23 protein-coding genes, 2 pseudogenes and 1 riboswitch are annotated in these 26,228 nt (G+C 66.4%); of the genes and pseudogenes, 19 read left to right on the top strand and 6 right to left on the bottom strand.

What is annotated here, in order from left to right:
• Positions 1–62 precede the first annotated feature (62 nt).
• Positions 63–518 (top strand): MmpS family transport accessory protein, encoded by a 456-nt coding sequence (locus JX552_RS06720; RefSeq protein WP_205876641.1) that lies wholly within the window; start codon positions 63–65, stop codon positions 516–518.
• Complete coding sequence (locus tag JX552_RS06715) at positions 515–3,415, top strand: MMPL/RND family transporter (protein WP_205876640.1); 2,901 nt, start codon at positions 515–517, stop codon at positions 3,413–3,415. Before JX552_RS06720 ends, JX552_RS06715 begins: the two co-directional genes overlap by 4 nt.
• 42 nt (positions 3,416–3,457) lie before the next feature.
• Here JX552_RS06715 and JX552_RS06710 read toward each other — a convergent pair.
• A pseudogene (locus JX552_RS06710) lies at positions 3,458–4,666 on the bottom strand (MFS transporter); the annotation flags it as partial.
• Positions 4,667–4,935: 269 nt separating this feature from the next.
• Here JX552_RS06710 and JX552_RS06705 point away from each other — a divergent pair.
• Genes JX552_RS06705 through nagA form a run of 3 tightly spaced genes read left to right on the top strand, consistent with a single transcriptional unit; the run spans position 4,936 to position 7,774 of the window.
• The gene (locus JX552_RS06705) at positions 4,936–5,259 is read left to right on the top strand and encodes a hypothetical protein (RefSeq protein ID WP_205876638.1); all 324 of its coding nucleotides are present in this window, start codon (positions 4,936–4,938) and stop codon (positions 5,257–5,259) included.
• Positions 5,259–6,617, top strand: coding sequence for a sugar porter family MFS transporter (locus JX552_RS06700; protein WP_205878280.1), 1,359 nt, complete (start codon positions 5,259–5,261; stop codon positions 6,615–6,617). Before JX552_RS06705 ends, JX552_RS06700 begins: the two co-directional genes overlap by 1 nt.
• Positions 6,614–7,774 (top strand): N-acetylglucosamine-6-phosphate deacetylase, encoded by a 1,161-nt coding sequence (gene nagA, locus JX552_RS06695; RefSeq protein ID WP_205876637.1) that lies wholly within the window; start codon positions 6,614–6,616, stop codon positions 7,772–7,774. The genes JX552_RS06700 and nagA overlap by 4 nt, the downstream gene beginning before the upstream one ends.
• Here the strand turns inward: nagA and JX552_RS06690 are convergent.
• The 4 genes from JX552_RS06690 to trpS all read right to left on the bottom strand — a co-directional run bounded on the left by JX552_RS06690 (position 7,771) and on the right by trpS (position 10,924).
• Positions 7,771–8,148 carry a PE family protein gene (locus tag JX552_RS06690; RefSeq protein WP_205876636.1) on the bottom strand — a complete coding sequence of 126 codons (378 nt, stop codon included), beginning with the start codon at positions 8,146–8,148 and terminating at the stop codon, positions 7,771–7,773. The genes nagA and JX552_RS06690 overlap by 4 nt on opposite strands.
• Positions 8,149–8,423: 275 nt before the next feature.
• Positions 8,424–9,455, bottom strand: a complete 1,032-nt coding sequence (yhjD, locus tag JX552_RS06685; RefSeq protein ID WP_205876635.1) for an inner membrane protein YhjD — start codon at positions 9,453–9,455, stop codon at positions 8,424–8,426.
• The gene (locus JX552_RS06680) at positions 9,452–9,856 is read right to left on the bottom strand and encodes a YhjD/YihY/BrkB family envelope integrity protein (RefSeq protein ID WP_205876634.1); all 405 of its coding nucleotides are present in this window, start codon (positions 9,854–9,856) and stop codon (positions 9,452–9,454) included. Before JX552_RS06680 ends, yhjD begins: the two co-directional genes overlap by 4 nt.
• A 48-nt stretch (positions 9,857–9,904) precedes the next feature.
• The gene (gene trpS / locus JX552_RS06675; RefSeq protein WP_205876633.1) at positions 9,905–10,924 is read right to left on the bottom strand and encodes a tryptophan--tRNA ligase; all 1,020 of its coding nucleotides are present in this window, start codon (positions 10,922–10,924) and stop codon (positions 9,905–9,907) included.
• Positions 10,925–11,137: 213 nt separating this feature from the next.
• On the opposite strand from trpS, the gene JX552_RS06670 reads away from it, so the two are divergent.
• The 6 genes and pseudogenes from JX552_RS06670 to JX552_RS33995 form a co-directional block, all read left to right on the top strand.
• On the top strand, positions 11,138–11,935 hold the full coding sequence (locus JX552_RS06670; protein ID WP_241011096.1) for an alpha/beta fold hydrolase: 798 nt from the start codon (positions 11,138–11,140) through the stop codon (positions 11,933–11,935).
• A gap of 70 nt (positions 11,936–12,005) precedes the next feature.
• Positions 12,006–12,124, top strand: a riboswitch (SAM riboswitch).
• Positions 12,125–12,244: 120 nt separating this feature from the next.
• Entirely contained in the window at positions 12,245–13,612 is a 1,368-nt protein-coding gene (locus JX552_RS06665) for a bifunctional o-acetylhomoserine/o-acetylserine sulfhydrylase (RefSeq protein WP_205876631.1), read from the top strand.
• Positions 13,613–13,623: 11 nt separating this feature from the next.
• Positions 13,624–14,763, top strand: coding sequence for a homoserine O-acetyltransferase MetX (metX, locus tag JX552_RS06660; RefSeq protein ID WP_205876630.1), 1,140 nt, complete (start codon positions 13,624–13,626; stop codon positions 14,761–14,763).
• Positions 14,760–15,491, top strand: a complete 732-nt coding sequence (locus JX552_RS06655; protein ID WP_205876629.1) for a class I SAM-dependent methyltransferase — start codon at positions 14,760–14,762, stop codon at positions 15,489–15,491. The genes metX and JX552_RS06655 overlap by 4 nt, the downstream gene beginning before the upstream one ends.
• Positions 15,492–15,653: 162 nt before the next feature.
• Complete coding sequence (locus tag JX552_RS06650; RefSeq protein WP_205876628.1) at positions 15,654–17,147, top strand: WXG100-like domain-containing protein; 1,494 nt, start codon at positions 15,654–15,656, stop codon at positions 17,145–17,147.
• Positions 17,148–17,647: 500 nt separating this feature from the next.
• Positions 17,648–18,059: pseudogene (locus JX552_RS33995) on the top strand (transposase); the annotation flags it as partial.
• A 403-nt stretch (positions 18,060–18,462) separates the two neighbouring features.
• On the opposite strand, the gene JX552_RS06640 reads toward JX552_RS33995, so the two are convergent.
• Positions 18,463–21,135, bottom strand: a complete 2,673-nt coding sequence (locus JX552_RS06640; RefSeq protein WP_205876627.1) for a PE domain-containing protein — start codon at positions 21,133–21,135, stop codon at positions 18,463–18,465.
• A gap of 451 nt (positions 21,136–21,586) precedes the next feature.
• Here JX552_RS06640 and JX552_RS06635 point away from each other — a divergent pair, with 451 nt between their 5' ends.
• The 8 genes from JX552_RS06635 to JX552_RS06600 all read left to right on the top strand — a co-directional run bounded on the left by JX552_RS06635 (position 21,587) and on the right by JX552_RS06600 (position 26,161).
• Positions 21,587–21,937, top strand: coding sequence for a transposase family protein (locus JX552_RS06635; protein WP_205876626.1), 351 nt, complete (start codon positions 21,587–21,589; stop codon positions 21,935–21,937).
• Positions 21,934–22,368 carry an RHS repeat-associated core domain-containing protein gene (locus tag JX552_RS06630; protein ID WP_205876625.1) on the top strand — a complete coding sequence of 145 codons (435 nt, stop codon included), beginning with the start codon at positions 21,934–21,936 and terminating at the stop codon, positions 22,366–22,368. The genes JX552_RS06635 and JX552_RS06630 overlap by 4 nt, the downstream gene beginning before the upstream one ends.
• A gap of 307 nt (positions 22,369–22,675) precedes the next feature.
• Positions 22,676–22,867 (top strand): hypothetical protein, encoded by a 192-nt coding sequence (locus tag JX552_RS06625; protein WP_205876624.1) that lies wholly within the window; start codon positions 22,676–22,678, stop codon positions 22,865–22,867.
• Positions 22,868–22,926: 59 nt separating this feature from the next.
• A complete protein-coding gene (locus tag JX552_RS06620) occupies positions 22,927–23,682 on the top strand; it encodes a hypothetical protein (RefSeq protein WP_205876623.1) in 756 nt (251 codons plus the stop codon).
• A complete protein-coding gene (locus JX552_RS06615; protein WP_205876622.1) occupies positions 23,672–23,902 on the top strand; it encodes a hypothetical protein in 231 nt (76 codons plus the stop codon). The genes JX552_RS06620 and JX552_RS06615 overlap by 11 nt, the downstream gene beginning before the upstream one ends.
• 11 nt (positions 23,903–23,913) lie before the next feature.
• Positions 23,914–24,507: a hypothetical protein gene (locus JX552_RS06610; protein WP_205876621.1), complete on the top strand. Its 594-nt coding sequence runs from the start codon at positions 23,914–23,916 to the stop codon at positions 24,505–24,507.
• Positions 24,508–24,522: 15 nt separating this feature from the next.
• Positions 24,523–25,848, top strand: a complete 1,326-nt coding sequence (locus JX552_RS06605; protein WP_277396042.1) for a DUF6531 domain-containing protein — start codon at positions 24,523–24,525, stop codon at positions 25,846–25,848.
• On the top strand, positions 25,826–26,161 hold the full coding sequence (locus JX552_RS06600) for a hypothetical protein (protein ID WP_205876619.1): 336 nt from the start codon (positions 25,826–25,828) through the stop codon (positions 26,159–26,161). Before JX552_RS06605 ends, JX552_RS06600 begins: the two co-directional genes overlap by 23 nt.
• Positions 26,162–26,228 lie beyond the last annotated feature (67 nt).

Below are 26,228 nucleotides of genomic sequence, written 5' to 3'. Positions count from 1 at the left end.
CTTGGTAACGAATGCCTCAAATTTCCGCTCTAGCAGCCCTTTGAGGTGTACGTTCGCCGCGGATGAACGCACGACAGCGGACGTTTTCGATCACCCGCGTTCTGAGACGAACGTGGCTACTGCTCGCCGTCCTGATCGTGGTCGTCGTGGCGGCGCTCGGGATCTATCGCCTGCACACCATGCTCCGCGTACAGTCGCTCCCCCCGATCAGGATCGCGGCCGACGACGACCTCCCGCAGTTCGCCCCCAAACGCGTGACCTACGAGGTTTTCGGCCCCGCACCGACGGCAAAGATCGCCTACCTGGACCCGGACGCCAGGGTGCAACGGCTTGCCGACACGCCGCTGCCCTGGTCGCAGACCGTCGAGACGCCCCTTCCGGCGGTCACCGTCAACCTGCTGGCGCAGAGCGGCAGTGACCAGATCGGCTGCCGAATCCTGGTGAACGGCACGGTCAAAGACGAGCGATCGGAGACGGGCCCGAAAGCGTTGACCTTCTGCCAGGTGACCTCGGCATGACGCGAACAGAAGAGACACCGGACTCCGCCCCGCTCCTGTCCCGAATGATCCGCCGGTTCGCGGTGCTCATCACGCTGCTGTGGCTGGGGCTGACCGCGGTCGTCAACCTTGCGATACCGCAATTGGAAGTGGTTGGAAAGGCCCGTTCGGTCTCGATGAGTCCCGTCGACTCGGACTCGATCCAGACGATCAAGCGCGTGGGTCAGTTGTTTCACGAGTTCGATTCCGATTACGCCGTCACCATTGTGCTGGAGTCCGGCAAACCGCTCGGCGACGATGCTCACCGTTTTTACAAAGCCGTGATCGACAAACTTTCCGCCGACACCCGCCACGTCGCCCACATCCAGGATTTTTGGGGAGACCCGCTGACGGCAGCGGGATCACAGAGTCCGGACGACAAGGCCGCATACGTCGTCGTGTATCTCGTTGGCAGCGGCGAAACAGCCGCATACGATTCGGTGCACGTGGTCCGGCATAGCGTGGAAAGCATTCCACCACCGCGCGGGATCAAGGCATACGTCACCGGTCCGACTGCGTTGAATGCTGATCAAGCGGAAGCCGGCGACCAGAGCATCGCACGGGTCACCCTGATCACCAGCCTGGTGATCGCGGCGATGCTGCTTCTTATTTATCGGTCCGTCGTCACCATGATCTTGGTCCTCATCATGGTCGGCATCAATCTCGGCGCAATTCGGGGAGTCGTCGCCTTTCTGGCCTATCACCACATTTTCGGACTCTCCACCCTGGCGGTCAATCTGCTGACCCTCCTGGCAATCGCGGCCAGCACCGATTACGCGATATTCATGCTCGGCCGCTACCACGAGGCGCGCTACGCGGGACAGGACCGCGAAACGGCGTATTTCACCATGTTCCACGGAACCACACACGTGATTCTGGGCTCGGGCCTGACCATTGCCGGTGCCATGTACTGCCTGAGCTTCGCCCGCCTTCCCTACTTTCAATCGCTCGGCGCCCCCTGTGCCGTGGGCATGCTCGTCGCGGTCCTCGCCGCGGTCACCCTCGGTCCCGCCGTCCTGACCATCGGCAGTCTGCTGGGCCTGTTCGAACCCAAACGCAGGATGAAGACCCGCCGCTGGCGCCGGGTGGGGACCGCGATCGTGCGTTGGCCCGGCCCGGTGCTCGCCGCCACCTGCATCGTCGCGTTCATCGGCCTGCTGGCCCTGCCCAGCTATCGCACCACCTACGACCTCCGCAAGTTCATGCCAGCCAACATGCCGTCCAATGTCGGGGACGCGGCGGCGGGACGCCACTTTCAACAGGCGCGACTGAATCCCGAGGTGTTGTTGATCGAATCCGACCGGGACATGCGCAATCCGGTGGACATGCTGGTGCTCGACAAGGTCGCCAAAGCCGTCTTTCACAGCCCCGGAATCGCCCAGGTGAAATCCATTACCCGGCCCTTGGGGACGTCCATGAAGCACACCTCGATCCCGTTCATCATCAGCATGCAAGGTGTCAACAACGCCGAGAACATGCAGTTCATGAAGGACCGGCTGAACGATATGGTGGTGCAGGAACAGGCGATGGATCTGTCCATCGAAGTGATGCACCACATGTATGACCTCATGGGCCAGGTCATCGACAACACCGTCGATATGGATCACCTCACCCACGATATGTCTAGTATCACGGATACGCTGCGCGACAAATTGGCGAATTTTGAAGATTTCTTTCGGCCGGTTCGCAATTACTTTTATTGGGAACGGCACTGTTTCGATATACCCGCCTGCTGGTCGATCCGACAGATATTCGACATGTTCGACAGTGTCGACCAGCTGAGTGAGAAGCTTGAATATCTGGTCAAGGACATGGATATTCTGGTCACGCTGCTGCCACAAATGCGCGAGCAGATTCCACCCATGATTTCCACGATGACCATCATGCGGGACATGCTGGTGGTCTGGCACGGGACCTTGGAATCGTTCTACAAACAGTCCGAGATCAACAGCAAGGACCCCGGCGCGATGGGCCGGGTCTTCGACGCGGCCCAGATCGACGACTCGTTTTATCTGCCGCAGTCGGCATTTGAGAATCCCGATTTCAAACGGGGCTTGAAGATGTTCCTGTCGCCGGACGGAAAAGCCGCCCGATTCATCATCGCGCTGGACGGTGACCCGGCGACGCCCGCCGGCATTTCCCGCGTCGGGCCGATCAAGCAGGCTGCGGCCGAGGCGTTGAAAGGAACACCTCTGCAGGGTGCACTGGTCGCCCTGGGCGGCACTGCGGCCACATTCAAGGACATTCAGGAGGCAGCCGTCTACGACCTGTTGATCGCCGGGGTGGCCGCGATCAGCCTCATCGTGATCATCATGATGATCGTCACCCGCAGTGTCATCGCCGCCGCGGTCATCGTCGGAACGGTGCTGGTGTCCATGGGTTCCTCGTTCGGCCTGTCCGTGCTTGTCTGGCAGGACCTCCTCGGCGTCGACCTGTACTGGCTGGTCCTGGCGATGTCGGTGATCCTGCTGCTTGCCGTCGGGTCGGACTACAACCTGCTGCTCGTCTCGCGGCTCAAAGAAGAGATCGGCGCCGGTTTGAACACCGGCATCATCCGCGCCATGGCCGGCACCGGCGGGGTGGTGACGGCCGCCGGCATGGTGTTCGCCGTGACCATGTCGCTGTTCGTCTTCAGCGATCTGCGGATCATCGGGCAGATCGGCACCACGATCGGCTTGGGGTTGCTGTTCGACACCCTGATCGTGCGCTCTTTCATGACGCCGTCGATCGCCGCGTTGCTCGGCCGCTGGTTCTGGTGGCCGCAACGGGTGCGCCCGCGGCCGGCCAGCCAGATGCTTCGGCCGCACGGACCCCGGCGCCTGGTGCGGGCGCTGCTGCTGGCACCCACCGACCGGTCACCGCGCCCGCCCGCGCCATGAGACGGCAAGCTACGACGCCGGCTATCGCTGGGCCTCGGACCCCGGCGCGCCGATAGCCGACACAGCGGCCAGCAGCGACAGGGTCAGGACGACGAAGTCCGGCCAGGTGTCCGAGCGTTGCTGCGCGATGCCGCCGAGAACCCCGCCCAGCATCGCCGACTCGACCGCCACCAACGTCGAGCAGAACCCGATCAGCGTGCCTCGGTGTTGTCCTGGGGCCACGATGCTGATCCACGACATGGCCGCCACGAGGACGGCTTGGGCGGCGATCGTCGCCATAAAGAACACTGTGCCGTAGGCCCACAGATGGTTCCACAGTCCGCATGATTGGGCGGCGATGCACCACAGTGCTGCCGCCGCGCTCAGCATTGCGCTACCGAGCAACATGCCGCGCACGCCGAAGCGGGCGTTGATCTTGCGCCACAGCGCCGAACCGAAGATGAGCGCGACGCTGGAAAGGATCACAAGCAGGTTCAGACTGCCGGTGCGGTGGGCGACACGCAAGGTGTAAAAGGTGGTGCCGAGGGCGACCGGAGCGAACAACAGGTAGGTGATCGCAAACTGGCGGAACCACGGCTGCGATCGCGCGATCGCAAAGCCCTGCCGGTAAACGTCACACAACGACAGACGGGCCGGGATCGAGTTGGCCCGCATGGGACCGACGAACAGCGCCGCGACAGCGGAGGCGACAAGTCCCGCGGCACCCAGCCACAGCAGGTCACGATGCAACGCCATCTCGTCGCCGCGGGCCAGCGCCGGCACCACCAGCAGCGCGACGACGGTGGCCAGCACCGACCCGATCGCGCCTTGAATAAGCAGCAGTTCGCCCCGGCGCACCGCGCACAGTTTGCTGGCGATCATGTCGGTGTATGCGACGCTCGAGATCGCAACGACCACTCCCCCACCCGCACTCGTCACCAGAAAAACCGCGCCTACCAGGGCACCATCCCACGGAACGACCACGTCGCAGATGAAGAGCGCGGCAGCGCTGGCCGCAATCGCGGCCAGCAGCAGGTGGCGCATCTGACCAGCCCGCTGCAGCACCACCGGCGACAATGAGTTTCCCACGATCGACCCGAGTCCGTATGCCGGGAACAGCAGAGCGGCCACCCAGGTGATCCCCAGATGCGCGCTGATGTAGGGCAGTACCACCGCGCCGTTGCTGAGTTGCATCCCGGCGGTGTAAAAGCTGCCCTGGGAAAGTAGGCGCCCGAAAGGCTCGGTTTGAGCCCCAGGCACCAGCGCTGCCATGGCGACGAGTTTATTGCCGTTGACCAGGCAAAACAATCCTCTGATCCAATCCGGGCCGCGACGCGAGCAGGACCGATCTGCAGCCGGAAGTGACCGAAACAGCCTGCACGGCAAGGTGACCGGGCCAGCCCCCGGGCACCGGGCAGCGAGACCGCCCCGGGTTCCGTTTGTGCGGGCGGCGACGGCAGCTCTGCCCGGCCGCGTCTCGCGCGCACTTCGCACCTGATGAACGACCGGCGACAGCCGCGACAAGCATTACAATCTGCCGGATGACCGCCCTGTACGACGACGCCGGACTCACACTGGACGAGGACGGAATCACCATCAAGCGTTACTACTTTCCCTTTGCCAACGCCAAGCGGATCGCCTACTCCGACATTCAGGGCATCAAGAGTGAACAGATGGGCTGGGCGTCCGGAAAGGGCCGGATCTGGGGTGCGAGCGATCCGCGCTACTGGTTTCCGCTCGACGCCCGCCGCGGCCGCAAATCCACCCTGCTGGTGATCGACGTGGGCCGTCGGGTGAGAGCGTGCATCACTCCCGAGCGTCCGGAACAGGTCATCAAGATACTCAGAACCAAGGTGAAAGTCTGATCGCGCGGGGTTTGCTGGTCGGGCTGACCGCGGCCAGCGTCGGAGTCATCTACGGTTACGACCTGTCCAGCATCGCGGGCGCACTGCTGTTCATCACGAAGGAGTTCGACCTCACCACGCGCCAGCAGGAGCTGGTCACCACCACCGTCGTCATCGGCCAGATCGGCGGCGCGCTGGGCGCCGGGGTGCTCGCCGATACGATCGGGCGCAAGAAGACGATGGTGCTGATCCTCATCGGCTACGCCCTGTTCGCCGTGCTGGGAGCCGGTGCCGTCTCGCTGCCCATGCTGCTGGGCGCGCGTCTGCTGCTCGGGGTGACCATCGGAATCTCGGTCGTGGTTGTCCCGGTGTATGTGGCCGAGTCGGCGCCGGCCGCGGTGCGGGGTTCGCTGCTCGCCGGCTATCAGCTGGCGACGATCAGCGGCCTGATACTGGGTTACCTGACCGGCTACTTCCTGGCCGAATACGAGAGCTGGCGCGCCATGCTGGGGTTGGCCGCCGTACCCGCCACACTGCTCCTGCCACTGCTGGCGCGAATGCCTGACACCGCACGCTGGTACCTGCTGCGAGGCCGCACCGACGACGCACGCCGCGCCCTGCTTCGCTTGGAACCCGAGTCCACCGTGGACGCCGCGCTGGCCGACATCGCCACTGCGCTCGCCGAGGACCGCGGCGGCACCGGCGGCTTTCGGGAGATGGTGCGGCCGCCCTATCTTCGGGCCACGCTGTTCGTGGTGACGCTCGGCTTTCTCGTGCAGATCACCGGGATCAACGCCATCGTGTATTACAGTCCACGTCTGTTCGCGGCCATGGGGTTTCAGGGCTACTTCGCGTTGCTGGCGTTGCCGGCGCTGGTTCAGGTGGCTGGGTTGGCGGCGGTGTGCACGTCGCTGTTTTTGGTGGACCGGGTGGGCCGCCGCCCGATCCTGTTGTCCGGCATAGCGATGATGATCGCCGCCGACGTGGTACTGATCGCCGTCTTTGCCCGAGATCCCAACGCTTCAGGTGCGCTGGTACTCGGGTTCGGCGGCATACTGCTGTTCATCATCGGATTCAGCTTCGGGTTCGGCTCTCTGGTGTGGGTGTTCGCCGGTGAGAGCTTCCCCTCGCACCTGCGCTCAAAGGGCTCCAGCGTGATGCTCACCTCGAACCTCACAGCGAATGCGATCGTCGCCGGCTTCTTCCTCACCGCGTTGCATCTTCTCGGTGGTGCAGGGGTTTTCGCGATGTTCGGCGCCTTCTCGGTACTCGCGTTCTGGGTGGTGTATCGCTTCGCACCGGAAACCAAAGGCCGCCAACTCGAGGACATCCGGCAGTTCTGGGAGAACGGTGGCCGCTGGCCCACCGAAGCCTCGTGACACTGATCCAGGCCGGCACCGTCGTCGTCGACGACGAGGTCTGCCGCCCGGGCTGGGTGCGGATCGACGGACGGCAAATCGTTGCTTGCGGCACCGGTGCGCCACCCGCGCCAGTCGACGTCACATTGCCGAATTCTATTGTGGCGCCTGGATTTATCGACATGCACGTGCACGGCGGCGGTGGCGCGTCGTTCGGCGACGCTCCGGTTGCGGCCGCACGGTTTCACCGGCGACGCGGCACCACCACCACCCTGGCCAGCCTGGTTACCAGCGCTCCCGCCGACTTGTTGGCCGCCGTCCGCCTGCTGGCCGAGGCGACCAGGCAGGGCGTGGTCGCCGGCATCCATCTGGAGGGACCGTGGCTGAGTGTGGCGCGCTGCGGCGCCCACGACCACACCCAGATCCGCCCGCCGGATCCCGGCGAGATCGATGCCGTACTCGCCGCGGCCGACGGCACCATCCGGATGGTCACCCTGGCGCCGGAACTACCGGGCAGCGCCGACGCGATCCGGCGCTTCCTGGACGCGGGTGTCGTTGTCGCCATCGGTCACACCGACGCAACGTATGAACAGACCCAGCGCGCACTAGCCCTGGGCGCCACCGTCGGCACCCATCTGTTCAACGCCATGCCGCCGATGGGTCACCGCGAACCCGGACCGGCGCTGGCGCTGCTGCGGCACCCGGAGGTGACGATCGAACTGATCGCCGACGGCGTGCACCTCCACCCCGACGTGGTGCAGGCGGCGCTGCAGTGGGCCGGCCCGAACCGCGTGGCCGTGATCACCGATGCGACCGCGGCGGCCGGGTGCGGGGACGGTGAGTATCTCCTGGGGGCGGTGCCCGTCGTGGCCGCCGGCGGAGTGGCCACCGTGCGCGGCACCTCGACCATCGCGGGCAGCCTGGCGACCATGGATCAGCTCTTCCGATCGGTTGCCGGCAGCGCGGGACTGGGCTCCGCGGTGCGGGTCACCGCGACCACCCCGGCCCGGGCGCTCGGACTTGCCCGGGTGGGCGCCATCCGCTCCGGCTTCGACGCGGATCTTGTTGTGCTGCAAGCGGACTTCCGGGTGCAGGCCGTGATGGTCAAGGGGGCTTGGCAACCGGATCTCGACGATGACCAGCCCGCCGGACTTGTCGATCCGCCGGGTGTCTGCTAGCCGCCGCCCCCGGCCGGGCTGGTGTCGTTGAGGTCCGGCTGGGGGCTTGCCAGCGAGACTCGAGCCGCTTGCCGGGCGAGGAGCCAGGCACGGAACTCGGCATCGGCGGCCGCATATGCGTCTGCAGCAAACGCCGCGGCCCGAACGAACTGGGCATGAAACGCAGCAACCTGGGCGCTCACACCCCGGTAGGCCAGTGCGTACTCGGAGAAAACCGACGCAATGGCCGTCGAAACCTCGTCCTCGCCAGCGGCAGTCACTCGGATAATCGTGTCCGCAGCCCTGGCTCCGGCGTCGTTCAGCGCAGCGCCGATGTCCTCCAACTTCGTCGCCGATACCGCCATCACCCCCGGCGTGGCAACCACAAACGACATAGCGTCCTCCCGATTCTCGCCGGCCGGTCAGCGACATACCCGTCAGCGAACAGTGTCAGCAAAGACGTCACCATCCGCAGCGGCTTTTTCTCGAAGTTCACCTTCGGCGCCCGTACCGGTGATCTGTCCTGCAGGTCACATCAGGGCCGGGCTGCCCCGTCACCGGTGTGGACCCGTCTTTCCTTGGAGTCACCATCGGAGGTGATCGACGACTTCAGGTCCGTCAGGGAACAGGGCGGCGGGTTCACCGCACCACCGCAGACCGAACCGGCCGGTTAGCGACGGCGTCTGAACAAACGCGAAAGTGTCAGCGCCCCAACAGCTCCCGCCGCCATAGCGGCCACGGTCTGGCGTGGCCGCAGCCCTTCTTCCACCAGGATCCGCGGACTGATGACCGCCGGCGGCGGCGGGTCGACATGCTTGTCCTTCGGATCCTCCGGCGCCGACGTTGCCGCCCACGCGGTGGCGAACAGCACCAGCGACCAGGTCACGAAAGCGAAGACCATCAATCCCAGCACCGGCCCGAACGCCGCGCCTGCCGGGCTGCGGACCACCGTCTGCAGGTAGATCGAACCCACCTGCTTGAAGACCTCGAAACCCAGCGCCGCCATCAGCCCAGCCCGTACCGAAGTCGTGAAACGCACCGACTCCCGCGGTAGCCGGGCGATCATCCAGGTGAACAACAGCCAGGTCACCAGCACCGAGACCAGGACTGAGACACCCCGGAAGATCTCGTCGAACACCGAATAATCCGGTATGTGAAGCCATCGCAGGACCGCCGCCATCGGTCGCTTCTGTCCCAGCGCGCTCAGCAGGACGGTGGCCATGATGACCAAGAAGGTCCCCACCATGGCACCCAGATCGGAGAGCTTGGTACGCACGTAGCCGTCCGGTTCGACGTGCTGTTCCCACATTTCGCTCAGCGCTTCGCGCAGGTGCCACATCCAGCCCAGGCCGGCCCAGGCCGCCGTGGCCAGCCCGATCACGCCGACCGATGCGCGCGCATCGATCGCCGAATTGATCAGGTCAACCAGCTGCTGTCCGAGCTCGCCCGCGACCGCGGACCGGATACGGCCGTCGATCGTCTTCAGTAACTCCGGACGACTGGCCAGAACGTATCCGGCGGCCGCGAAACTCACCATCAGCAAGGGGAACAACGCGAATATCGTGTAGTACGTCAGGCCGGCTGCGAAGAACGTGCCCTTCTGTGCCGCGAAACGCTGGTAAGCGCGCAGCATGTGGTCGAGCCAGGGATGGCGGCGGCGCAGCCTCTCCAGGCGGCCCGGCTTGTCCGTCAACTCGGTCATGCCGCACCCGTCGTGGGCGCCGCCCAAGGGGTGCTGCAGAGCACCAGCACCCAGGTGAGGTAAGCGAAGACGAGTCGCCCCAGCAACGGCCCGAACGTCGCCGCCGCCGCGCTGCGCAGCACCATCCTCGGGTACACCGAGCCCACCGGTTCGAACAACTCGAACCCGACGGCCGCCATCAGGCCGGCCCGCATCGAGGTGGACACATCAACCGACTCCCGCGGTAATCGAACGATGACCCAGCTGACGACCAGCCACGACACCAGGAAAGATATCAGCACCGTGACGGTTCGCAAGACCCAGGGGAACACTGAAAGCTCGGGTATTCCAAGCAGATTCAGTGCCGTTTTGATCGGCTCGGCGGGCGCCGGCGCAGCGAGGGTGCCAGCTGCCGAATGCACCGCACCGACGGGTTGTTGACCTGCTCATCCTGCTCGCCTTGAGCCAACCTATTGCCTTTGCGGAAGGAAACCCAACCGATCGTAGACTCGCTGCAGCGTTTTGCTGGCTACATCGTTGGCGCGCTGCGCGCCGGCCGCGAGCACGGCCTCCAGCTCGGCGGGATCGGCCGTCAGTTCCTGCACCCGGGCCCTGATCGGGCCGATGTATTCGACGACGGCCTCGGCGGTGTCTTTTTTCAGGTCGCCGTAGCCACGGCCGGCATAGCCCTCGACCAGGGTGTCGATCGTTACTCCGGTGACCGCCGACTGAATGCTGAGCAGGTTCGACACCCCGGCCTTGGCCACCGGGTCATAGCGGATCTCGCGCTCGCTGTCGGTGACCGCCGAGCGAATCTTCTTGGCGGACTTGGCCGGATCGTCGAGGAGACTGATCAGCCCGGCGTCGGTGGACGCCGACTTGCTCATCTTCGACGTCGGGTCCTGCAGGTCATAGATCTTGGCGGTGACCTTGGGGATCAGCACGTCGGGGACCACGAAGGTGTCCGGGAAGCGACTGTTGAACCGCTGCGCGATGTCGCGCGCCAGCTCCAGGTGCTGGCGCTGGTCCTCCCCCACCGGCACCAGATCGGTGTCGTAGGCCAACACGTCGGCGGCCTGCAGCACCGGGTAGGTGAACAGGCCGACGGTGGTGGAGTCGGCACCCTGCTTGGTCGACTTGTCCTTGAACTGCGTCATCCGGGAGGCCTGGCCGAAACCGGTGAAGCAGCCCAACACCCACGCGAGTTGGCTGTGGGCGGGCACGTGGCTCTGCACGAAGATGGTGGCGCTGTTCGGGTCGATGCCCAGCGCCAGGTACTGGGCCGCGGTGATCAGGGTGCGGCGCCGCAATGCTTCGGGATCCTGCGGAATGGTGATGGCGTGCAGGTCGACGACGCAGAAGAACGCCTCGTACCCGTCCTGCAGGCCCACCCATTGGGCCACCGCGCCCAGGGCATTGCCGAGGTGAAGCGAGTCGGAGGTGGGCTGCACGCCGGAGAAGATCCGGCGGGTTCCGGTAGGGGTGCTCATGATGCCCCGATCTTTTCACGGGCCGTTCGCCGGGCGCGACGTCGCTCCGGCCTGACGCCCGACCGCGCCGCGGCCCGCCCGAGGGCCGGTTGCGGTACCGGCGGTACCGCATTTACTGTCGGAAATATGCGACGTCTGCGTAGACCGTCACCGGCGGGCGCCACTCGGGAGCCCATCCACCTCGGACCCACGGACGGCTCCGCGGAGCCGGTCCTGCTGCTACACCCGTTCCTGATGTCCCAGACGGTATGGGAGGTCGTCGCCCAGCAACTGGCCGACACCGGCCGCTACGAGGTGTTCGCACCCACCATGGCCAGCCACAACGGGGGTCCGCGCGCCGGCACCTGGTTTCTGTCGTCGCAGGTGCTGGCCGACCACGTTGAGCGTCAGATGGACGAACTCGGCTGGGAAACCGCACACATCGTCGGCAACTCGCTGGGCGGCTGGGTCGCGTTCGAGCTGGAACGACGCGGGCGCGCTCGCAGCGTCACCGGCATCGCCCCGGCCGGCGGCTGGACGCGCTGGAGCCTGGCCAAGTTCGAAGTGATCGGTAAATTCATCCTGGGCATTCCGCTGCTGGTGTTCGCCTATCTGTTCGGGCCGCGGGTGATGCGCGTTCCGTTCAGCCGGCAGCTGGCCACCTACGCGATCAGCGCCAAGCCCGAGGGGGTCAGCGAGCGCGAACTCAGCGTGATCATCGACGACGTCGCGCACTGCCCGGCCTACTTCCAGCTGCTGCTCAAGGCGTTGCTGATGCCCGGTTTGCAGGAACTCGCCGAGAACGCCGTCCCGGCGCACCTGGTGATCTGCACCAAGGACCGGATCGTCCCCTCCCCCAGATTCAGCAAGCACTTCCGCCACCATCTGCCCGACGACCACCAGTTCACCGTGCTCGAGAACGTCGGACATGTGCCGATGTTCGAGGCGCCGGGGCGGGTTACCGAGGTGATCCTGGACTTCCTCGAGGAAGTCTCGCCGCCCGCCCGCGTCCTGGAGCCGCCTGCCGGCTGAACCCGCCTGACACGGCGGCTGCGCTGCTGAATTGGCAGGGACCAGCCGCCATACGATAAGCTCCGAAATCGGTCATGAGCGCCAGCGTCAAGCCCCGGCTTGCTGGCCGGCAACCCTCCAACCGCGGTGGGGTGCCCCGGGTGATGACCAGGTTGAGTAGCCGCAACGGCTACGCGGCAAGCGCGGGTCCGCCGTGATCGGGCCCCTGAGCTGACAGGGAAACGAGATGCGCACTCTCCTCACTGCTACAGCTCTGTCCGCTGTGCCTTTCTTTGCTAACCGCCATTTCCAGAGCAGAAAGCGACCAGAGTGAGCTCCGACAACGACACTCATCAAGACACCGACCCGACCGCGCAGTGGTCCTTCGAGACCAAGCAGATCCACGCCGGTCAGCGGCCCGACCCGACGACGAATGCGCGCGCGCTGCCGATCTACCAGACCACGTCGTACACCTTCGACAACGTCGCGCACGCCGCCGCGCTCTTCTCCCTTGCCGAGCCGGGCAACATCTACACCCGCATCGGCAACCCGACCACCGATGTGGTCGAGCAGCGCATCGCCGCCCTCGAAGGCGGCGTGGCCGCGCTGTTCCTGGCCTCCGGTCAGGCGGCGGAGACCTTCGCCATCCTCAATGTCGCCGGTGCGGGCGACCACATCGTGTCCAGCCCCAGGCTCTACGGCGGGACCTACAACCTCTTCCACTACTCCCTGGCCAAACTCGGTATCGAGGTCAGCTTCGTGGACAACCCAGACGATCCCGATTCCTGGCAGGCCGAGGTCCGGCCGAACACGAAAGCGTTCTTCGGCGAGACCATTTCCAACCCGCAGATCGACATTCTGGACATCCCCGGCGTGGCCGAGATCGCACACCGCAACGGGGTGCCGCTGATCGTCGACAACACGATCGCCACGCCCTACCTGATCCAGCCGCTGGCGCACGGCGCCGACGTGGTGATCCACTCGGCCACCAAGTACCTGGGTGGGCACGGCTCGGCGATCGCCGGGGTGATCGTCGACGGCGGTACCTTCGACTGGGCCCAGGGCCGCTTCCCCGGCTTCACCACTCCTGACCCCAGCTACCACGGCGTGGTGTACGCCGAACTCGGACCGCCGGCCTACGCACTCAAGGCCAGGGTGCAGCTGCTGCGCGACCTCGGCTCGGCCGCGTCGCCGTTCAACGCATTCCTGGTGGCCCAGGGCCTGGAAACGCTGAGCCTGCGCATCGAGCGGCATGTGGCCAACGCGCAGCGGGTCGCCGAGTTCCTGGAAGCCCGCGACGACGTGCTGTCGGTCAACTACGCCGGGCTGCCGAGTTCGCCGTGGCACGAGCGGGCGCAGAAGCTGGCGCCCAAGGGCACTGGAGCCGTGCTGGCGTTCGAGCTGGCCGGCGGAACGGAGGCCGGCAAGGCGTTCGTCGACGCGCTGCAGTTGCACAGCCACGTCGCCAACATCGGCGACGTCCGTTCGCTGGTGATCCACCCGGCGTCGACCACCCACGCCCAGCTCAGCGCCGCCGAGCAGCTGGCCACCGGAGTGACTCCGGGCCTGGTGCGCCTGGCGGTGGGCATCGAGGGCATCGACGACATCCTGGCCGACTTGCAGCGTGGTTTTGCTGCCGCCGGGGTATACGGCGCCTCTAAGTCCGGCAGCGACCCGCAGACCGTGGCGGCCTTCTGAGGAGACCTGACATGACGATCTCCGACGTGCCTACCCAGACGCTGCCCGCTGAAGGCGAGATCGGCGTCGTCGACATCGGCCCGCTGAGGCTGGAAAGCGGCGCGGTGATCGACGATGTGCACATAGCCGTGCAGCGCTGGGGTGAGCTGTCACCGGCGCGGGACAACGTCGTCATGGTGCTGCACGCGCTCACCGGCGATTCGCACATCACCGGGCCCGCCGGCCCGGGACATCCGACCCCCGGCTGGTGGGACGGCGTGGCGGGGCCGGGCGCACCCATCGACACCGACCGCTGGTGCGCGGTGGCCACCAATGTGCTCGGCGGGTGCCGCGGCTCTACCGGTCCGAGTTCGCTGGCCCGCGACGGAAAGCCTTACGGCTCACGGTTTCCGCAGATCACCGTGCGCGACCAGGTGGAGGCGGATGTGGCCGCGATGGCCGCGCTGGGAATAACTCGGGTGGCCGCGGTGGTTGGCGGATCCATGGGCGGTGCCCGTGCGCTGGAATGGATGGTCGGTTACCCGGAACGGGTGCGGGCCGGGCTGCTGCTGGCGGTCGGCGCGCGAGCCACCGGTGATCAGCTCGGCACGCAGACCACCCAGATCGCCGCGATCAAGGCCGACCCGAACTGGCAGGGCGGCGACTACTACGAATCCGGTCGCGCGCCCGATGACGGGCTGCGGATTGCGCGGCGTATCGCGCACCTGACCTACCGCGGCGAAGTGGAACTCGACCGGCGGTTCGGCAACGACGCGCAAGACGGTGAGGACCCGACGGACGGCGGGCGCTATGCCGTGCAGAGCTACCTGGAGCATCAGGGTGACAAGCTGCTGGCAAGGTTCGACGCGGGCAGTTACGTGGCCCTGACCGAGGCGCTTAACAGCCACGACGTCGGACGCGGACGCGGCGGCCTGCACGCAGCACTCACCGGGTGCCCGGTGCCGGCGGTGGTCGGTGGGGTCACTTCGGACCGGCTCTACCCGCTGCGGTTGCAGGACGAGTTGGCCGAGCTGCTGCCGGGCTGCGCCGGTGCGCGAGTCGTGAAGTCGATCAGTGGGCACGACGGTTTCCTGGTCGAGTCCGACGCCGTCGGTGTGTTGATTCGCGAGACCCTGGACCTGGCGCTCGCCCAAGGCGCGTGTTCGCGGTGACCCGCTCCAGGCGTGACCGATCGCTGTCGTTCGGCTCGGCGGCGGCCGCCTACGAGCGGGGCCGCCCGACCTATCCGCCCGACGCCATCGATTGGCTGCTGCCCGCAGGCGCGCGCCAGGTACTCGACCTGGGCGCGGGCACCGGCAAGCTGACCACCCGGCTGGTCGAACGCGGGCTGGACGTGGTGGCCGTCGATCCGGTTCCCGAGATGCTGGAAGTCCTGAGCGCTTCGCTGCCTGACACCCGCGCACTGCTGGGGACGGCCGAAGAGATTCCGTTGCCGGACAACAGCGTTGACGCGGTGCTCGTCGCCCAGGCATGGCACTGGGTGGACCCGGCGCGCGCGATTCCGGAGGTGGCGCGGGTGTTGCGGCCGGGCGGACGGCTGGGCCTGGTGTGGAACACCCGCGACGAGCGGCTGGGCTGGGTGCGCGAGTTGGGCGAGATCATCGGCCGCGACGAGGACCCGCTGCGCGACCGCGCGACGCTGCGCGAGCCGTTCACCGACGTGCAGCGCCACCAGGTCGAGTGGACCAATTACCTGACGCCACAGGCACTTATCGATCTGGTCGCCTCGCGCACCTACTGCATCAACTCGCCGGCCGAGGTGCGCACCCGGACCCTCGGCAAGGTCCGCGAACTGCTGGCCACCCACCCGGCGCTGGCGAACTCCGCCGGGTTGGCGCTGCCGTACGTCACGGTGTGCGTGCGGGCCACCCTTTCCTGACAGCTCTCGTGCGTTGCCCTCGAGGCCGGCGCAGTTCGGAGCCGATCCTGACAGCGGCAACGGCCGGAACTGAACCTGGATAACACCTTTCCCGGATCTTCAACTCGGGTCTGAGCGATATCGGCCGGCAGCTCTCGGCTATTTCTTCACCGGTAGCCGCGCTTGAGCAGGTGTCTGGCTCCGGCGTTTATCGCGTCCCGTCCGGCGACGTCGAAGTCGAAGGCCGCACCTGCGTTGTGGGCGTTCGTGGCGGCGTTCGTGGGCTATGGATGGCCGGACTGGGATCCGGCGTCGATGCGGGCCGGGCCGCAGGCATGGCGGACCTATGGTGACGCGTTGAAGCAGACGGCCGGTGAGTTGGCCGGGACCCGCAGTGCGGTCACGGGCCTGCCGGAGTCGGACAAGATGGTGGCCGCGATCAATCAGCTGGGTCTGGGCATGGTTGATATTGGGGGCCAGTGTCATCAGGTGGCCGACGCGCTGAATTCGTTTGCGGGGAAGGTGGAAAGCACCCAGAACACCGTCCGGGATCTGCTGAATCACTTGAGCCCCATGGGCTTGGCCGGACTGGCCTTCTCGGCTTTCAGAGACGGCGATCCCTTGGGTGCGATCAAGGCTGTGGCTCATGACATCGACGTGCTGCTCGGTCATGTGCGCGATGAAGCCGATGCCGCTGGCCGGCAGTTCGAGCGGGGCCTGGGGGTGATCGATTCGGCCGCTGACGGACTGCAGCGCTGGATCAGCAGGGAATTTCCGGTGGTGGCCCCGGTCGCCAATGGCTTCATCGATATCGAGGTCGGAGTCTTTCACAGTGCTGCGCCTGCCGTCCAAGGCGCTGAAGAGCTGTCGCCGTCGCGGTTCCTCTACGACCCGAAAGGGGCGGGCAAGGCGTGGACGGGAGCGGCGCTGGCGGCTGGCATGCTGGCCCCGCCGGCGGCGGCCCTGCTGGCGGCGACATATCCGTCTGAGGCAGTCACGCTGGGCAATCGGCTCATCGCCTACGACGACTGGAATTCCGATCACCCGCTGCGGGGGCTGGGCCGCAACATCGGGGATGTCGCGCAATTCTTCATTCCGGGCGCGGGAGAGACCAAGCCTGCGGTGACCGCCGCCGAGACCTCGGCGCGGGCGAGTGAGGCGGGCGCCGGACTGGAGTCCGCGCTTGGTGCGACGGTGCGCGACGGCAGCGGGCTGCTCGGGCGAGTCGGCGAAGTCGGCGGTGAGATCGGTTCGCAGGCAGGCAAGGCCGCTGCTGATCTGGATCGCATTCCCGCGACGACGGTCGAACCGCCGCGGCCCCCGTCAGGCCCGGAGCCGCCGCAACGTGGGGCGATGCCGACCGAACATCCCGACGGCCTCGGTCCCCCGTCACGGCCGGGCATGCCGGCCGCGGAGGTCAAGCCGACCGCGGTGGAAGCCCCGGTCGAGCGGCCTGCGGTGCACGAGCCGCCACCGGAGCCTGCGCCGGCCGCGCGCGCACCCCGCGAACCCAGTTCGGCGCCACACACCGAGCCACGGCTGGAAACACACATTCCCACCCACCCCCTCGAAGCGCCGCTTGACGAATCGCCGGCAGCCGCGCACCCGATCGAGCATGCCCCTGGCGACCCGGCGTCTAGCCTAGTCCGTACGTGGTGCAGGAGCGGCCGAGTGTGATTCCCCGCAGTGGGTTGGATAGCGCGGGGTGGCGGGTCGAGGTTTCGACCGATCAGAATTTACTGCTCTTGGTCCAGTCCCTGGGAGTGGTGTAGCGGGCAATCCTTCGATGTGGTGGGATTAGAAGGGTAGTTTGCGGTCGGTGTTGGTGGGTGTCACCTCCAGCCGGTGTGACCGGTGTCGGCGAGCTGCTCGAGGCTAGTTATGGCGGGTTGATGCCGGCGTGAATTCGTTTGCCGTGCTTCGGTTTTTCGTGTTGCGGGCCCCAGTTCGGGCACCGTGGTGGCCGGTGACGCGGGTTCGACGTTGCTGTCGGCAGCGGCGCGAACCGGGATGTCCAGGCCGAAATAGCCTCAGCTCCAACGAGGCGGATCACGGCCTCTTGGCCCGGGGAAGCGCCGCCGGCGCGCAGGACGGGATTTTCGCATTGCGCGGCGGGTGGCTAACGACCGGATGATCTCGACCGTCGATACCCACGCTTGCCATGGGGCTAACAGGTGCAGCAGGAGTCAGAGTCGAAAGGCTGGGAATTGTATGGCGATTCGGCTTACGCCGATGGGGCCACCCGCAATGAGCTGACCCTATGCGGTCATGACAGGCGCGCCAAGGTACCCCGGTCCGCAACGCCAACGGCTATTCCAAAGACGAGTTCCGTATCGACCCGGCCGCCGGCAACGTGACCTGCCCAGCCCAGCACACCGTGGCCATCAGCACCGGCCAACGCCAGCACGTAGCTCGCTCGCTTCGGCCCATTCTGTGGGTCGTGGCGACTACGGGCGGAATGCACCAAATCTCGCCGCGGACGCGTGATCACCGTTCATCCTCATCAAGCCGCTCTGCAGCACGCCAAGGCCCGCCAACGCGATCCTGCCTGGCAGGCCAACTATCGCACGCAATCGGCCTGTCGTGGAATGCCACCCGGTGATGCCAATATCAGCCAGCCAATCCCATCACAGCTACCAACATGCCAATACCGCCAATTCCCCCTCCCGCTGCGGGTACTACATCAGCGGGCTCCCAGAGATCGGAGAATGGCCAGCTGGTACGAGGGAGGCGCGCCAGCGAGTTCGGGGAACACCCGCATGATCGGCGTTTCCGCAAGTCGTGGCGCCTACCAACCCCGCTTAGTGGATGGCGACGCGAGGTGAGGTCGCTTCCTGGCGATGACCTCGTCAGCGGCGCCGGTCCGATAGGCCGAATGTCGAGGAAGGCATGGAACGGCGTCACCGATCCTGTTAGCCAGGACCGGGCCAGCTGCGCACGGACTTGCAGGACTGGCCCGGTGCCGCCATGTTTAGCGCGGAAGGCCAACACCTCAGATGGCCGGCGTAGCCGGGCCGCCGGTGCCGCCCGTCCCGCCCGTGCCGCCGACGCCGCCGACACCCGAGCTACCGGGAGAACCAACTCCGGGCGTACCGGGAGCCGAGCCGCCCTGCCCGCTGCCGCCCAAGCCGCCAAGGTTGCCGTTGCCGCCGAAACCGCCATAACCGCCGGAGACGGGACCTACTCCGCCAGTACCGCCGTTACCTCCGCTGCCGCCAGCACCACCCACGTTGTTGCCGCCTATTACGCCATTGTCGGCAATGCCACCCACGCCACCCACGCCGCCTTGGCCGCCTTGGCCGCCAATCTGGCCGCCAACGCCGCCAACGCCGCCGTTGCCACCGTTGCCGGCGGGGCCGCCATACGTATAGCCTCCTCCGCCATTCCCCCCGCTCCCACCGGTGCCGCCCATCCCTCCAGTGTCAGTGCCCGCGCCGCCGGTCCCGCCGACGCCGCCGGTTGCACCGGTTCCGCCGTTGGTTCCGCCAGACCCGTCCCCGCCGGCACCGCCGTCCCCGCCGGTACCGCCTTGCCCGCCAGTGACGCCGCTGCCGCCGGCGCCGCCGGCACCGCCGGCACCGCCGCCGCTGCCGCCGCCGCTGTCACGGGGGTACCCGGCGCCGCCTTTGCCGCCCATACCGCCGACGGCGCCGGTTGGAGTGAGTGATCCGTTGGCACCCATTGTTGAGCCGCTACCGCCGGCGCCGCCAGCGCCGCTGTCGCCGGCGTTGCCGCCGTTGCCACCCGGGCCGCCGTTGCCACCGTCCGTGCTGCCCAGCCCGCCGTCGCCACCTTGTCCTGGGGTCCCGCCTAGGCCACCGGTTCCGCCGTCACCGCCGACGCCCTGGCTGCCTACTTGGCCCGCGGTTGCGGTGCCGCCGGCTCCGCCGGTCCCCCCTGTGCCACCGGTTCCGCCTTGTCCGCCATCGCCGCCTAGTCCGCCGGCGTAGCCGTGATGCGGCGCCCCAGCGCCGTCGACACCGTTGCCGCCGGTGCCGCCGACCCCGCCGGTGCCGCCAGCCCCGCCCATACCGCCGTTGCCGGCCTGGGCTCCGCCCTTACCGCCGGCGCCGCCGGTGCCGCCGAGTCCGCCGGTGTCACCGTTGCCGCCGCTGGCGCCCGTACCGTTGTCGGGGGAGACGCCGGTGCCGTCGGTGCCGGCGATGCCGGTGCCGCCCTGGCCCCCGGTGCCGCCTTCGCCGCCGTTGCCGACTAGTCCGCCGTTGCCGCCGTTGCCGCCGGTGCCGCCGGTTGCGCCGGCAGCGGCCAGGGTGCTGGCGTCGGCGCCGGTGCCGCCTTTGCCGCCGTTGCCGCCGCTGGTGGGGGTGGTGCCGGTGGCCCCGGTAGCGCCGGTGATGGAACCGGTACCGCCGTGTCCGCCGGCTGCGCCGGCGCCTGGGTTGCCGCCATTGCCGCCGGTCCCGCCGACGCCGCTGTTGACGGTCCAGTCGCCGGTGCCGCCGGCCCCACCGTCGCCGGCGGCGCCGCCGGTCCCGCCGGCCCCGCCAGCCCCGCCGGCCCCGGTGTTGCTGCCGACCGGGCCGAATCGCAGCGAACCACCGTGTCCGCCCGCCCCGCCGTTTCCGCCAGTGCCTGCGTTGCCGCCGTTGCCGCCGTTGCCGCCGGTACCACCTGCCGTAGCCGCCGTTGCGCCGGTGCCTCCTTGACCGCCGTCGCCGCCGCCGCCGCCGGCCCCGCCGGTGCCTCCATCACCCCATAGCAGGCCGCCGGCACCGCCGGCACCTCCGGCGCCGCCGACCCCGCCGGTACCGCCGTTGACACCAGCGCCACCGGCTGCACCCTGCGCGCCGAGTCCGCCGGTGCCGCCGACCCCGCCGCCACCGAGTAATCCGGCGTGCCCGCCGTTGCCGCCCAGGCCGCCCATGACGCCTAGGGTGGTGGCCTTCCCGCCGATTCCGCCGGTTCCGCCGTTGCCGATGAGCGCGCCGCTGTTGCCTCCGGCGCCGCCGGTGCCGCTGCCCAAACCACCGATACCGCCGGCCCCGCCATCGCCCAGCCACAGGGCACGGCCGCCGCCGCCGCCGGTGCCGCCGTTGATTCCGCCGGTGCCGCCGTGTCCGCCGTTGCCCCACAACCAGCCGCCGGCGCCACCGGCGCCGCCGGCGGCACCCGCGCCGCCGGCGCCGCCGGTGCCCCCGGTGCCCAGCAGCCCGGCGGCGCCGCCGGCACCGCCGGCAATGCCGGGATTGGTGCCGGCTGCGCCGGTGCCGCCGTTGCCGATCAGCAATCCGCCGGCACCGCCAGCCTGGCCGGGTGCGGTACCGTCGGTGCCGTTTCCGATGAGTGGGCGCCCCAGCAGCGCCTGGGTGGGGGCGTTGATCAGGCCCAGCACATCGCGCTCGAGGGTCTGCAACGGCGAAGCGTTCAGCACTTCGGCAGCTCCGTAGCTACTTCCGGCGACAGTCATTGCCTGCACGAATCGCTCATGGAAGGCCGTCGCTTGGGCGCTGAAGACTTGATACTGCTGGGCGTGTTGGCCGAACAGCGCCGCAATGGCCGCCGAGACCTCATCGGCGCCTGCGGCCGCAACAGCCGATGTTGACGCTGCCGCCGCTGAGTTGGCCTCGCTGATCGTGGTGCCTATTCCGGCCAGATCCGAAGCTACGGCCGCTACAAGATCGGGCGCCACATGGACAAAAGACATGGTCTGGTTTCCTCCAACACGCGAGCATTGCACGCCGCCGACCGGGCGTCGTTGTAGCGTGCGCCCACGAGTTGCAGGCGTCTAGTCGAAGGTTTTGAACAGAATATTGCGATATTCATGAACGTTGGTGTCTGTTTTGACATCCGCGGAGCGGGTCAAATCACGCTCGGCTAGCCCATATCGACTTTGTGCGATCCGGCTGTCGCGACGAGGTGTCGCAGGCGGGGAAGGCTGCAGCGTCGCCATACTCCGTCGAGCGCAGCGGTTAACAAGCGACCCGGCACCCATCGCGGGGTCACGGCCTCGGCAAAGTCGCGAAGAGAGCGTTTGACCTGCAATGTTGTGGGTGTGACACGCGGGAGTGGTGTGGTTACCAGGCGGCTACGGCAGAGCACGGGATGATCACAGCTCTCACACCAGTCACATCCCAGGAAGCTCCACCGTGCCCGCTGTGTCATCATCGCTCACTTTATCCGTTGTCGATGACTCCGACCCGCTGCTGGGCGAGTTGGCCGACGTCCCCGCCGCACCCGACGGTTTGCTGGAGCTGATCGCCAAGGTGCCCGACCCGCGCAAACCACGCGGGAAACGCCACGGGTTGGCGGGCGTGCTGGCGATCGCGCTGGCGGCCACACTGGCGGGTGCGCGTTCGTTTGTCGCGATCGCCGAATGGGCCGCCGACGCCGCACCGGGCGTGCTGGCGCTGCTCGGCGTCACCAGCACGGCGCCGCGTGAGTCGACGATCCGCCGCTGCCTGCAACGACTGGCTCCCGACGAATTGGACGCGCTGATCGGGGCGTGACCACCTGGACCGGCGAAGTGTCCACTCCCCTACGCTTCCCCGGCCAATACCTCGACCCCGAAACCGGCTGGCACTACAACCGCCACCGCTACTACCAACCCCACACCGGCCGCTACACCACACCAGACCCACTCGGGCTCGCACCCGCGCCCAACCCGCACACCAACCCGAGCAATCCGACGAATGCGATCGACCCGTTGGGACTGATTCCGTGTCCAGAAGAGCCGGCAGGTCGAGCAGACAGCTTCGCAGCCAGGGTTGGCCTAGAACGGCAACTAGCACGCCAGCTAGCAACATCTGTATTCAACCCGAACGGCACACCCCACCCCCATGTGATCGCCGCATCAAGGCCGATTATCGGAGGAGCAGACCTCGCGAATAGGCGGGTAATCGATGGATTGACGGCGGACGGCAGTTCTATCGGCGAATAGAGCAAATTTAAAACACCGAGATACAGATTCCCAGACGGCACTTTTGAGGTCCATTTTTACCAGAATTCGCGCACCGGCTTGATAACCTACGACTTCGATTATTAAGCTAAAGTTTCATGGAGGCTTTGGAATAATGCGAGTACGTTGCACTAGAATATTTTTGCTCCCCCACGGCGAGCTGACGGAGCATCCGGCAATACGAGTCGGCGCGGAATACGATGTCATCTCGATCTTGTGCGTGCCCGGGATGGATCCTTCGATCCGGATTTATGATGAGAGTGGGATGCCCAGCATATGGTCCTCTCGCATGTTCGTTACTGCTGTTCCTGAGATTAGCTTCAAATGGCAGATTCAGAACGATTCCTCTGGCGCGGTCAGGCTCGGTCCAGAGCCATTTTTAGTACCTGGCTTCTGGGAACACTTCTTCGACGGCGATGCCGAAGCAATTCAGACATTCGAGGAAGAATTCTTGAACTACCGTGAGGGTCCCAATTTCTGAGTTTGGCCGCCTGCGCTTGGGGCGCACACCATCTGTCGAGCCGCTACCGTCTGGACAGCTTGGGCCGTATCAACGCCGCCGCGGTCGGTGATGTGCTCACCGAGCAGTTCGGCTACGACGCCACCCACAACATCACCGCGGCTGCGTGGTCGGGCGACGGTGGGCCCCGGCGCTGGCAGTACCGCGGCACGTTGCTGGTTGATGACGGGCGTTCGCACTACACCTACGACCGTGTCGGACGCCTCGTGCGTACCGTGACCCGGCGCCGGGGACGTAAACCTGAGGTCTGGCACTACCGGTGGGATGCCTACGACCGGCTGCGTGCCGTCAGCACCCCCGACGGGCAGTCGTGGGCTTACGGCTATGACCCAGCGAACCGGCGCACCCACAAAACCAACACCACCATCGGTGACACGCTCACCTTCTCCTGGCTGGGTGATCAGCTGATCGAGCAGACCGCCGCCGATGGTGAGACTCTCACCTGGTCGTATGCGCAGGGCGCGCTGACCCCGCTGGCTCAGGTCCAGACCACCCGCTGCGTCGACGTTCCGCGCCGGGTCGGCGCTACTTCGTCGGCACCCACGCGCGCCTCCGCGCAGCCCGAGATCGACCGCGCGTTCTACGCCCTGGTCACCGACCACCTCGGCACCCCCACCCACCTCATCGACCCCGCCACCGCAACAGTCGCCGCGCACGCCACCACCAGCCTGTGGGGACACACCACCTGGACCGGACAGGCGTCCACTCCCCTGTGCTTCCCCGGCCAATACCTCGACCCCGAAACCGGCTGGCACTACAACCGCCATGGCAATTGACTTTTGCCTCCGGGGCCTGTTTCACCACTCAAGCTTCTTCGGCGGTGAGGATGTCGCAGCGGCAGGTGAACTTGTAGTGAGGGATGGAAAGATTGAACTTGTGCCGGACCACAGCGGCCACTACGCGCCAGTCCAATTGCGTACACAGCAGGTGCTCGATCAGCTCGCAAGCCAAGGCATCGTGGTGGATCCGAAAAATGTCGAATACTGGGCACCGTAGGGGTGGAAGCGATGACAATCGACTGGCACGGACCTGTAAACCAGCTACTGTATAGTTTGACCTTCACGCGAGAGATTACCGATGATATTATCCAATTTAACGCTGACAGCACGATACATAACTCAACGCTGACTCTTGGTCCTGATGTCTTCTACAAAGCAATCAACGAGGCACTTGCCTCGGGCGACGATCTAAAAAGCACGCAACTGCCTCAGTATGACCACGCAGCGATAACAGAATTTTTGACTGCAGTCGCCGACCGGCTGGACGCATTGCGTCCATCGCCCTTGCGTCCATTCCACCAACTCGACGCGGCCGCGTGGGCCAAGTCTGGATGCACCACACCCATCGCTCTCATCGATGCCCCAATTCTAGACTTGACCAATCTATTGAACCTCCGATTCAGCCCAGCAGGAAGTGCAGTGCCGGGACAGTATGTATCCATGATCAGGTTGTGCTCCGGTGAAATAATCGCACTCCTAGGTTCATCTGCCCTAGGTAAGAAAGTCGCTTTGCTGGCTGATATTAGCGGCGATCCGGACACGACCATTGAACGATTCATCACCTCGACCGGAATTCCGCCCGAGAAGGTCGTGAAGGAATAGGAACGCGTCAGGCGTGTGACGCCCGCCAGTGTCATACCGTTGGTGCTGACCCGGCAGCATCGTTCGCAGTTTCGCCGCGGCGTGTGGTTCGGGCCGTCGTGGACGTCGACATTCGACGCCCGGGTGGTGGTGAGCGAGGACGCCGTCACCACGGTCGACGCCGACGGCACCATGCTGCGCTTCGATCACCCCGGCCTGGATTCGCCGCAGCAACCGCGGCACGGCCGGAACTGGTTGCTGTTCCGCACAAGCGGCGGCGGATACCGGCTGTTCAGCCAGGACACCGAGCGCAGTTACCAATTCGAGCCTAAGAGCGGACTCAACGGAACCGACCTGGCCGTCGGGGTGCTGTCGATCTCGGCGATCACCGACCGGCATGACAACCGAATCCTGTTCCATTACAGCGACAATGGGATCCCGGTCGCGGTGACCCATTCAGGCGGGTATCGGGTGGATGTGCTGTCTGACGGTGCGCGCATCACCGGTTACGAGCTGGGCGGCCAGGGTATCGCGTTGCGTCGTTTCGGCCATGACGGCGGAGATCTTGTCTCGGTGACCGACGGGTGCGGCGCCACAACGTCTTTCGCGTATGACGGCGACCACCGGATGGTGGCATGGACGGACTCGGTGGGCGCACGCTACGACAACGTCTATGACGCCGATGGGCGGATCACCAGCCAGCAGGGCACCGAGGGGGTGTGGGCCGGCACGTTCGATTTCGTGTCTACCTCCGACGGGCTGGTGTCGACCTTCACCGATGCGTTCGGGGCGCAGACGGCGTATGAGTTCGATGCCGATCTTCGGCCCCGGCGGGTGATGGATCCCGAAGGCCGGATCACCGCAACCGAATTCAACAGCTTCCGCGATCCCGTCGTGGTGACCGCCCCGGGCGGCGCGGTCACCCGGTATGAGTACACCGAGCACGGAGACTTCGCCGCGGTCACCGATGCGCTAGGCGCGGTCACGCGGTTCGGCTATGCCAGCCCTCGATACCCCAATCTGATTGTGCGCGAAGGCCGCTCACCGGTTGCCGGGTTGCACATTCCCTCCCTACGCCCTAGTCACCGACCACCTCGGCACCCCCACCCACCTCATCGACCCCACCACCGCAACAATCGCCGCACAAATAGCAGGTCTGGCAAACCTTTCCGGCGGAAGGCTGTCTGCATTCCCGATCTCGCATCCTCCCGTAGCATCACCGCCCATGGGCTTCGAGGAACTCACCGACGAGGAATTATTGCGGTGGCTTCGCAGCTGGATCGGCGACGCATCCGCGATCGCCCCCATCGAAGCTCCCGCCGACGTCGGCCAGATCACCGTGACGGTGCAAGGCGAACTTGACCGGGTACAACTCACAGCCGCAGCGATGGAACTCCGGCCGGACCAGCTCGGCGAAGCGATCGAGCGCGCGTATGTGCACGCTTATCAGGCGGCACTGCTGCAAGTCGACCAAATCCTCGACCGGATCAGCCAGGACGTCGAAGGCAACCGCGCGCTAACAGCCCGGATCAAAAGGATCCGCACCGACTACACCGATCTCCGCGGCCTCAAAGCCATTCTCAAGCGACGTCAGCGCAACGCCGACCCAGACACCGGATGGGAAGACCCCACCGAATGGGACCCCGCGGCCGATCCCTTGCGCCGCGGGATCTGAGCAGCCACGCAGCAGCTGCCTGGGGATAAGCTGTCCCATCTCCGCCGCCCGGACACTACGCTGTCCT

This window comes from Mycobacterium gordonae, assembly GCF_017086405.1.
In the GTDB taxonomy this organism is placed as follows: Bacteria; Actinomycetota; Actinomycetes; order Mycobacteriales; family Mycobacteriaceae; genus Mycobacterium; species Mycobacterium gordonae_D.
This window is presented reverse-complemented; position numbering and strand designations above follow the sequence as displayed.

What these genes read in the sequence shown, in the direction of transcription:
- JX552_RS06720 (WP_205876641.1), top strand. Translation starts at nt 63, where the DNA reads ATGAACGCACGACAGCGGACGTTTTCGATCACCCGCGTTCTGAGACGA.
- JX552_RS06715 (WP_205876640.1), top strand. Translation starts at nt 515, where the DNA reads ATGACGCGAACAGAAGAGACACCGGACTCCGCCCCGCTCCTGTCCCGA.
- JX552_RS06705 (WP_205876638.1), top strand. Translation starts at nt 4,936, where the DNA reads ATGACCGCCCTGTACGACGACGCCGGACTCACACTGGACGAGGACGGA.
- JX552_RS06690 (WP_205876636.1), bottom strand. Translation starts at nt 8,148, where the DNA reads ATGTCGTTTGTGGTTGCCACGCCGGGGGTGATGGCGGTATCGGCGACG.
- yhjD (WP_205876635.1), bottom strand. Translation starts at nt 9,455, where the DNA reads ATGACCGAGTTGACGGACAAGCCGGGCCGCCTGGAGAGGCTGCGCCGC.
- trpS (WP_205876633.1), bottom strand. Translation starts at nt 10,924, where the DNA reads ATGAGCACCCCTACCGGAACCCGCCGGATCTTCTCCGGCGTGCAGCCC.
- metX (WP_205876630.1), top strand. Translation starts at nt 13,624, where the DNA reads ATGACGATCTCCGACGTGCCTACCCAGACGCTGCCCGCTGAAGGCGAG.
- JX552_RS06640 (WP_205876627.1), bottom strand. Translation starts at nt 21,135, where the DNA reads ATGTCTTTTGTCCATGTGGCGCCCGATCTTGTAGCGGCCGTAGCTTCG.
- JX552_RS06625 (WP_205876624.1), top strand. Translation starts at nt 22,676, where the DNA reads ATGTTCGTTACTGCTGTTCCTGAGATTAGCTTCAAATGGCAGATTCAG.
- JX552_RS06615 (WP_205876622.1), top strand. Translation starts at nt 23,672, where the DNA reads ATGGCAATTGACTTTTGCCTCCGGGGCCTGTTTCACCACTCAAGCTTC.
- JX552_RS06610 (WP_205876621.1), top strand. Translation starts at nt 23,914, where the DNA reads ATGACAATCGACTGGCACGGACCTGTAAACCAGCTACTGTATAGTTTG.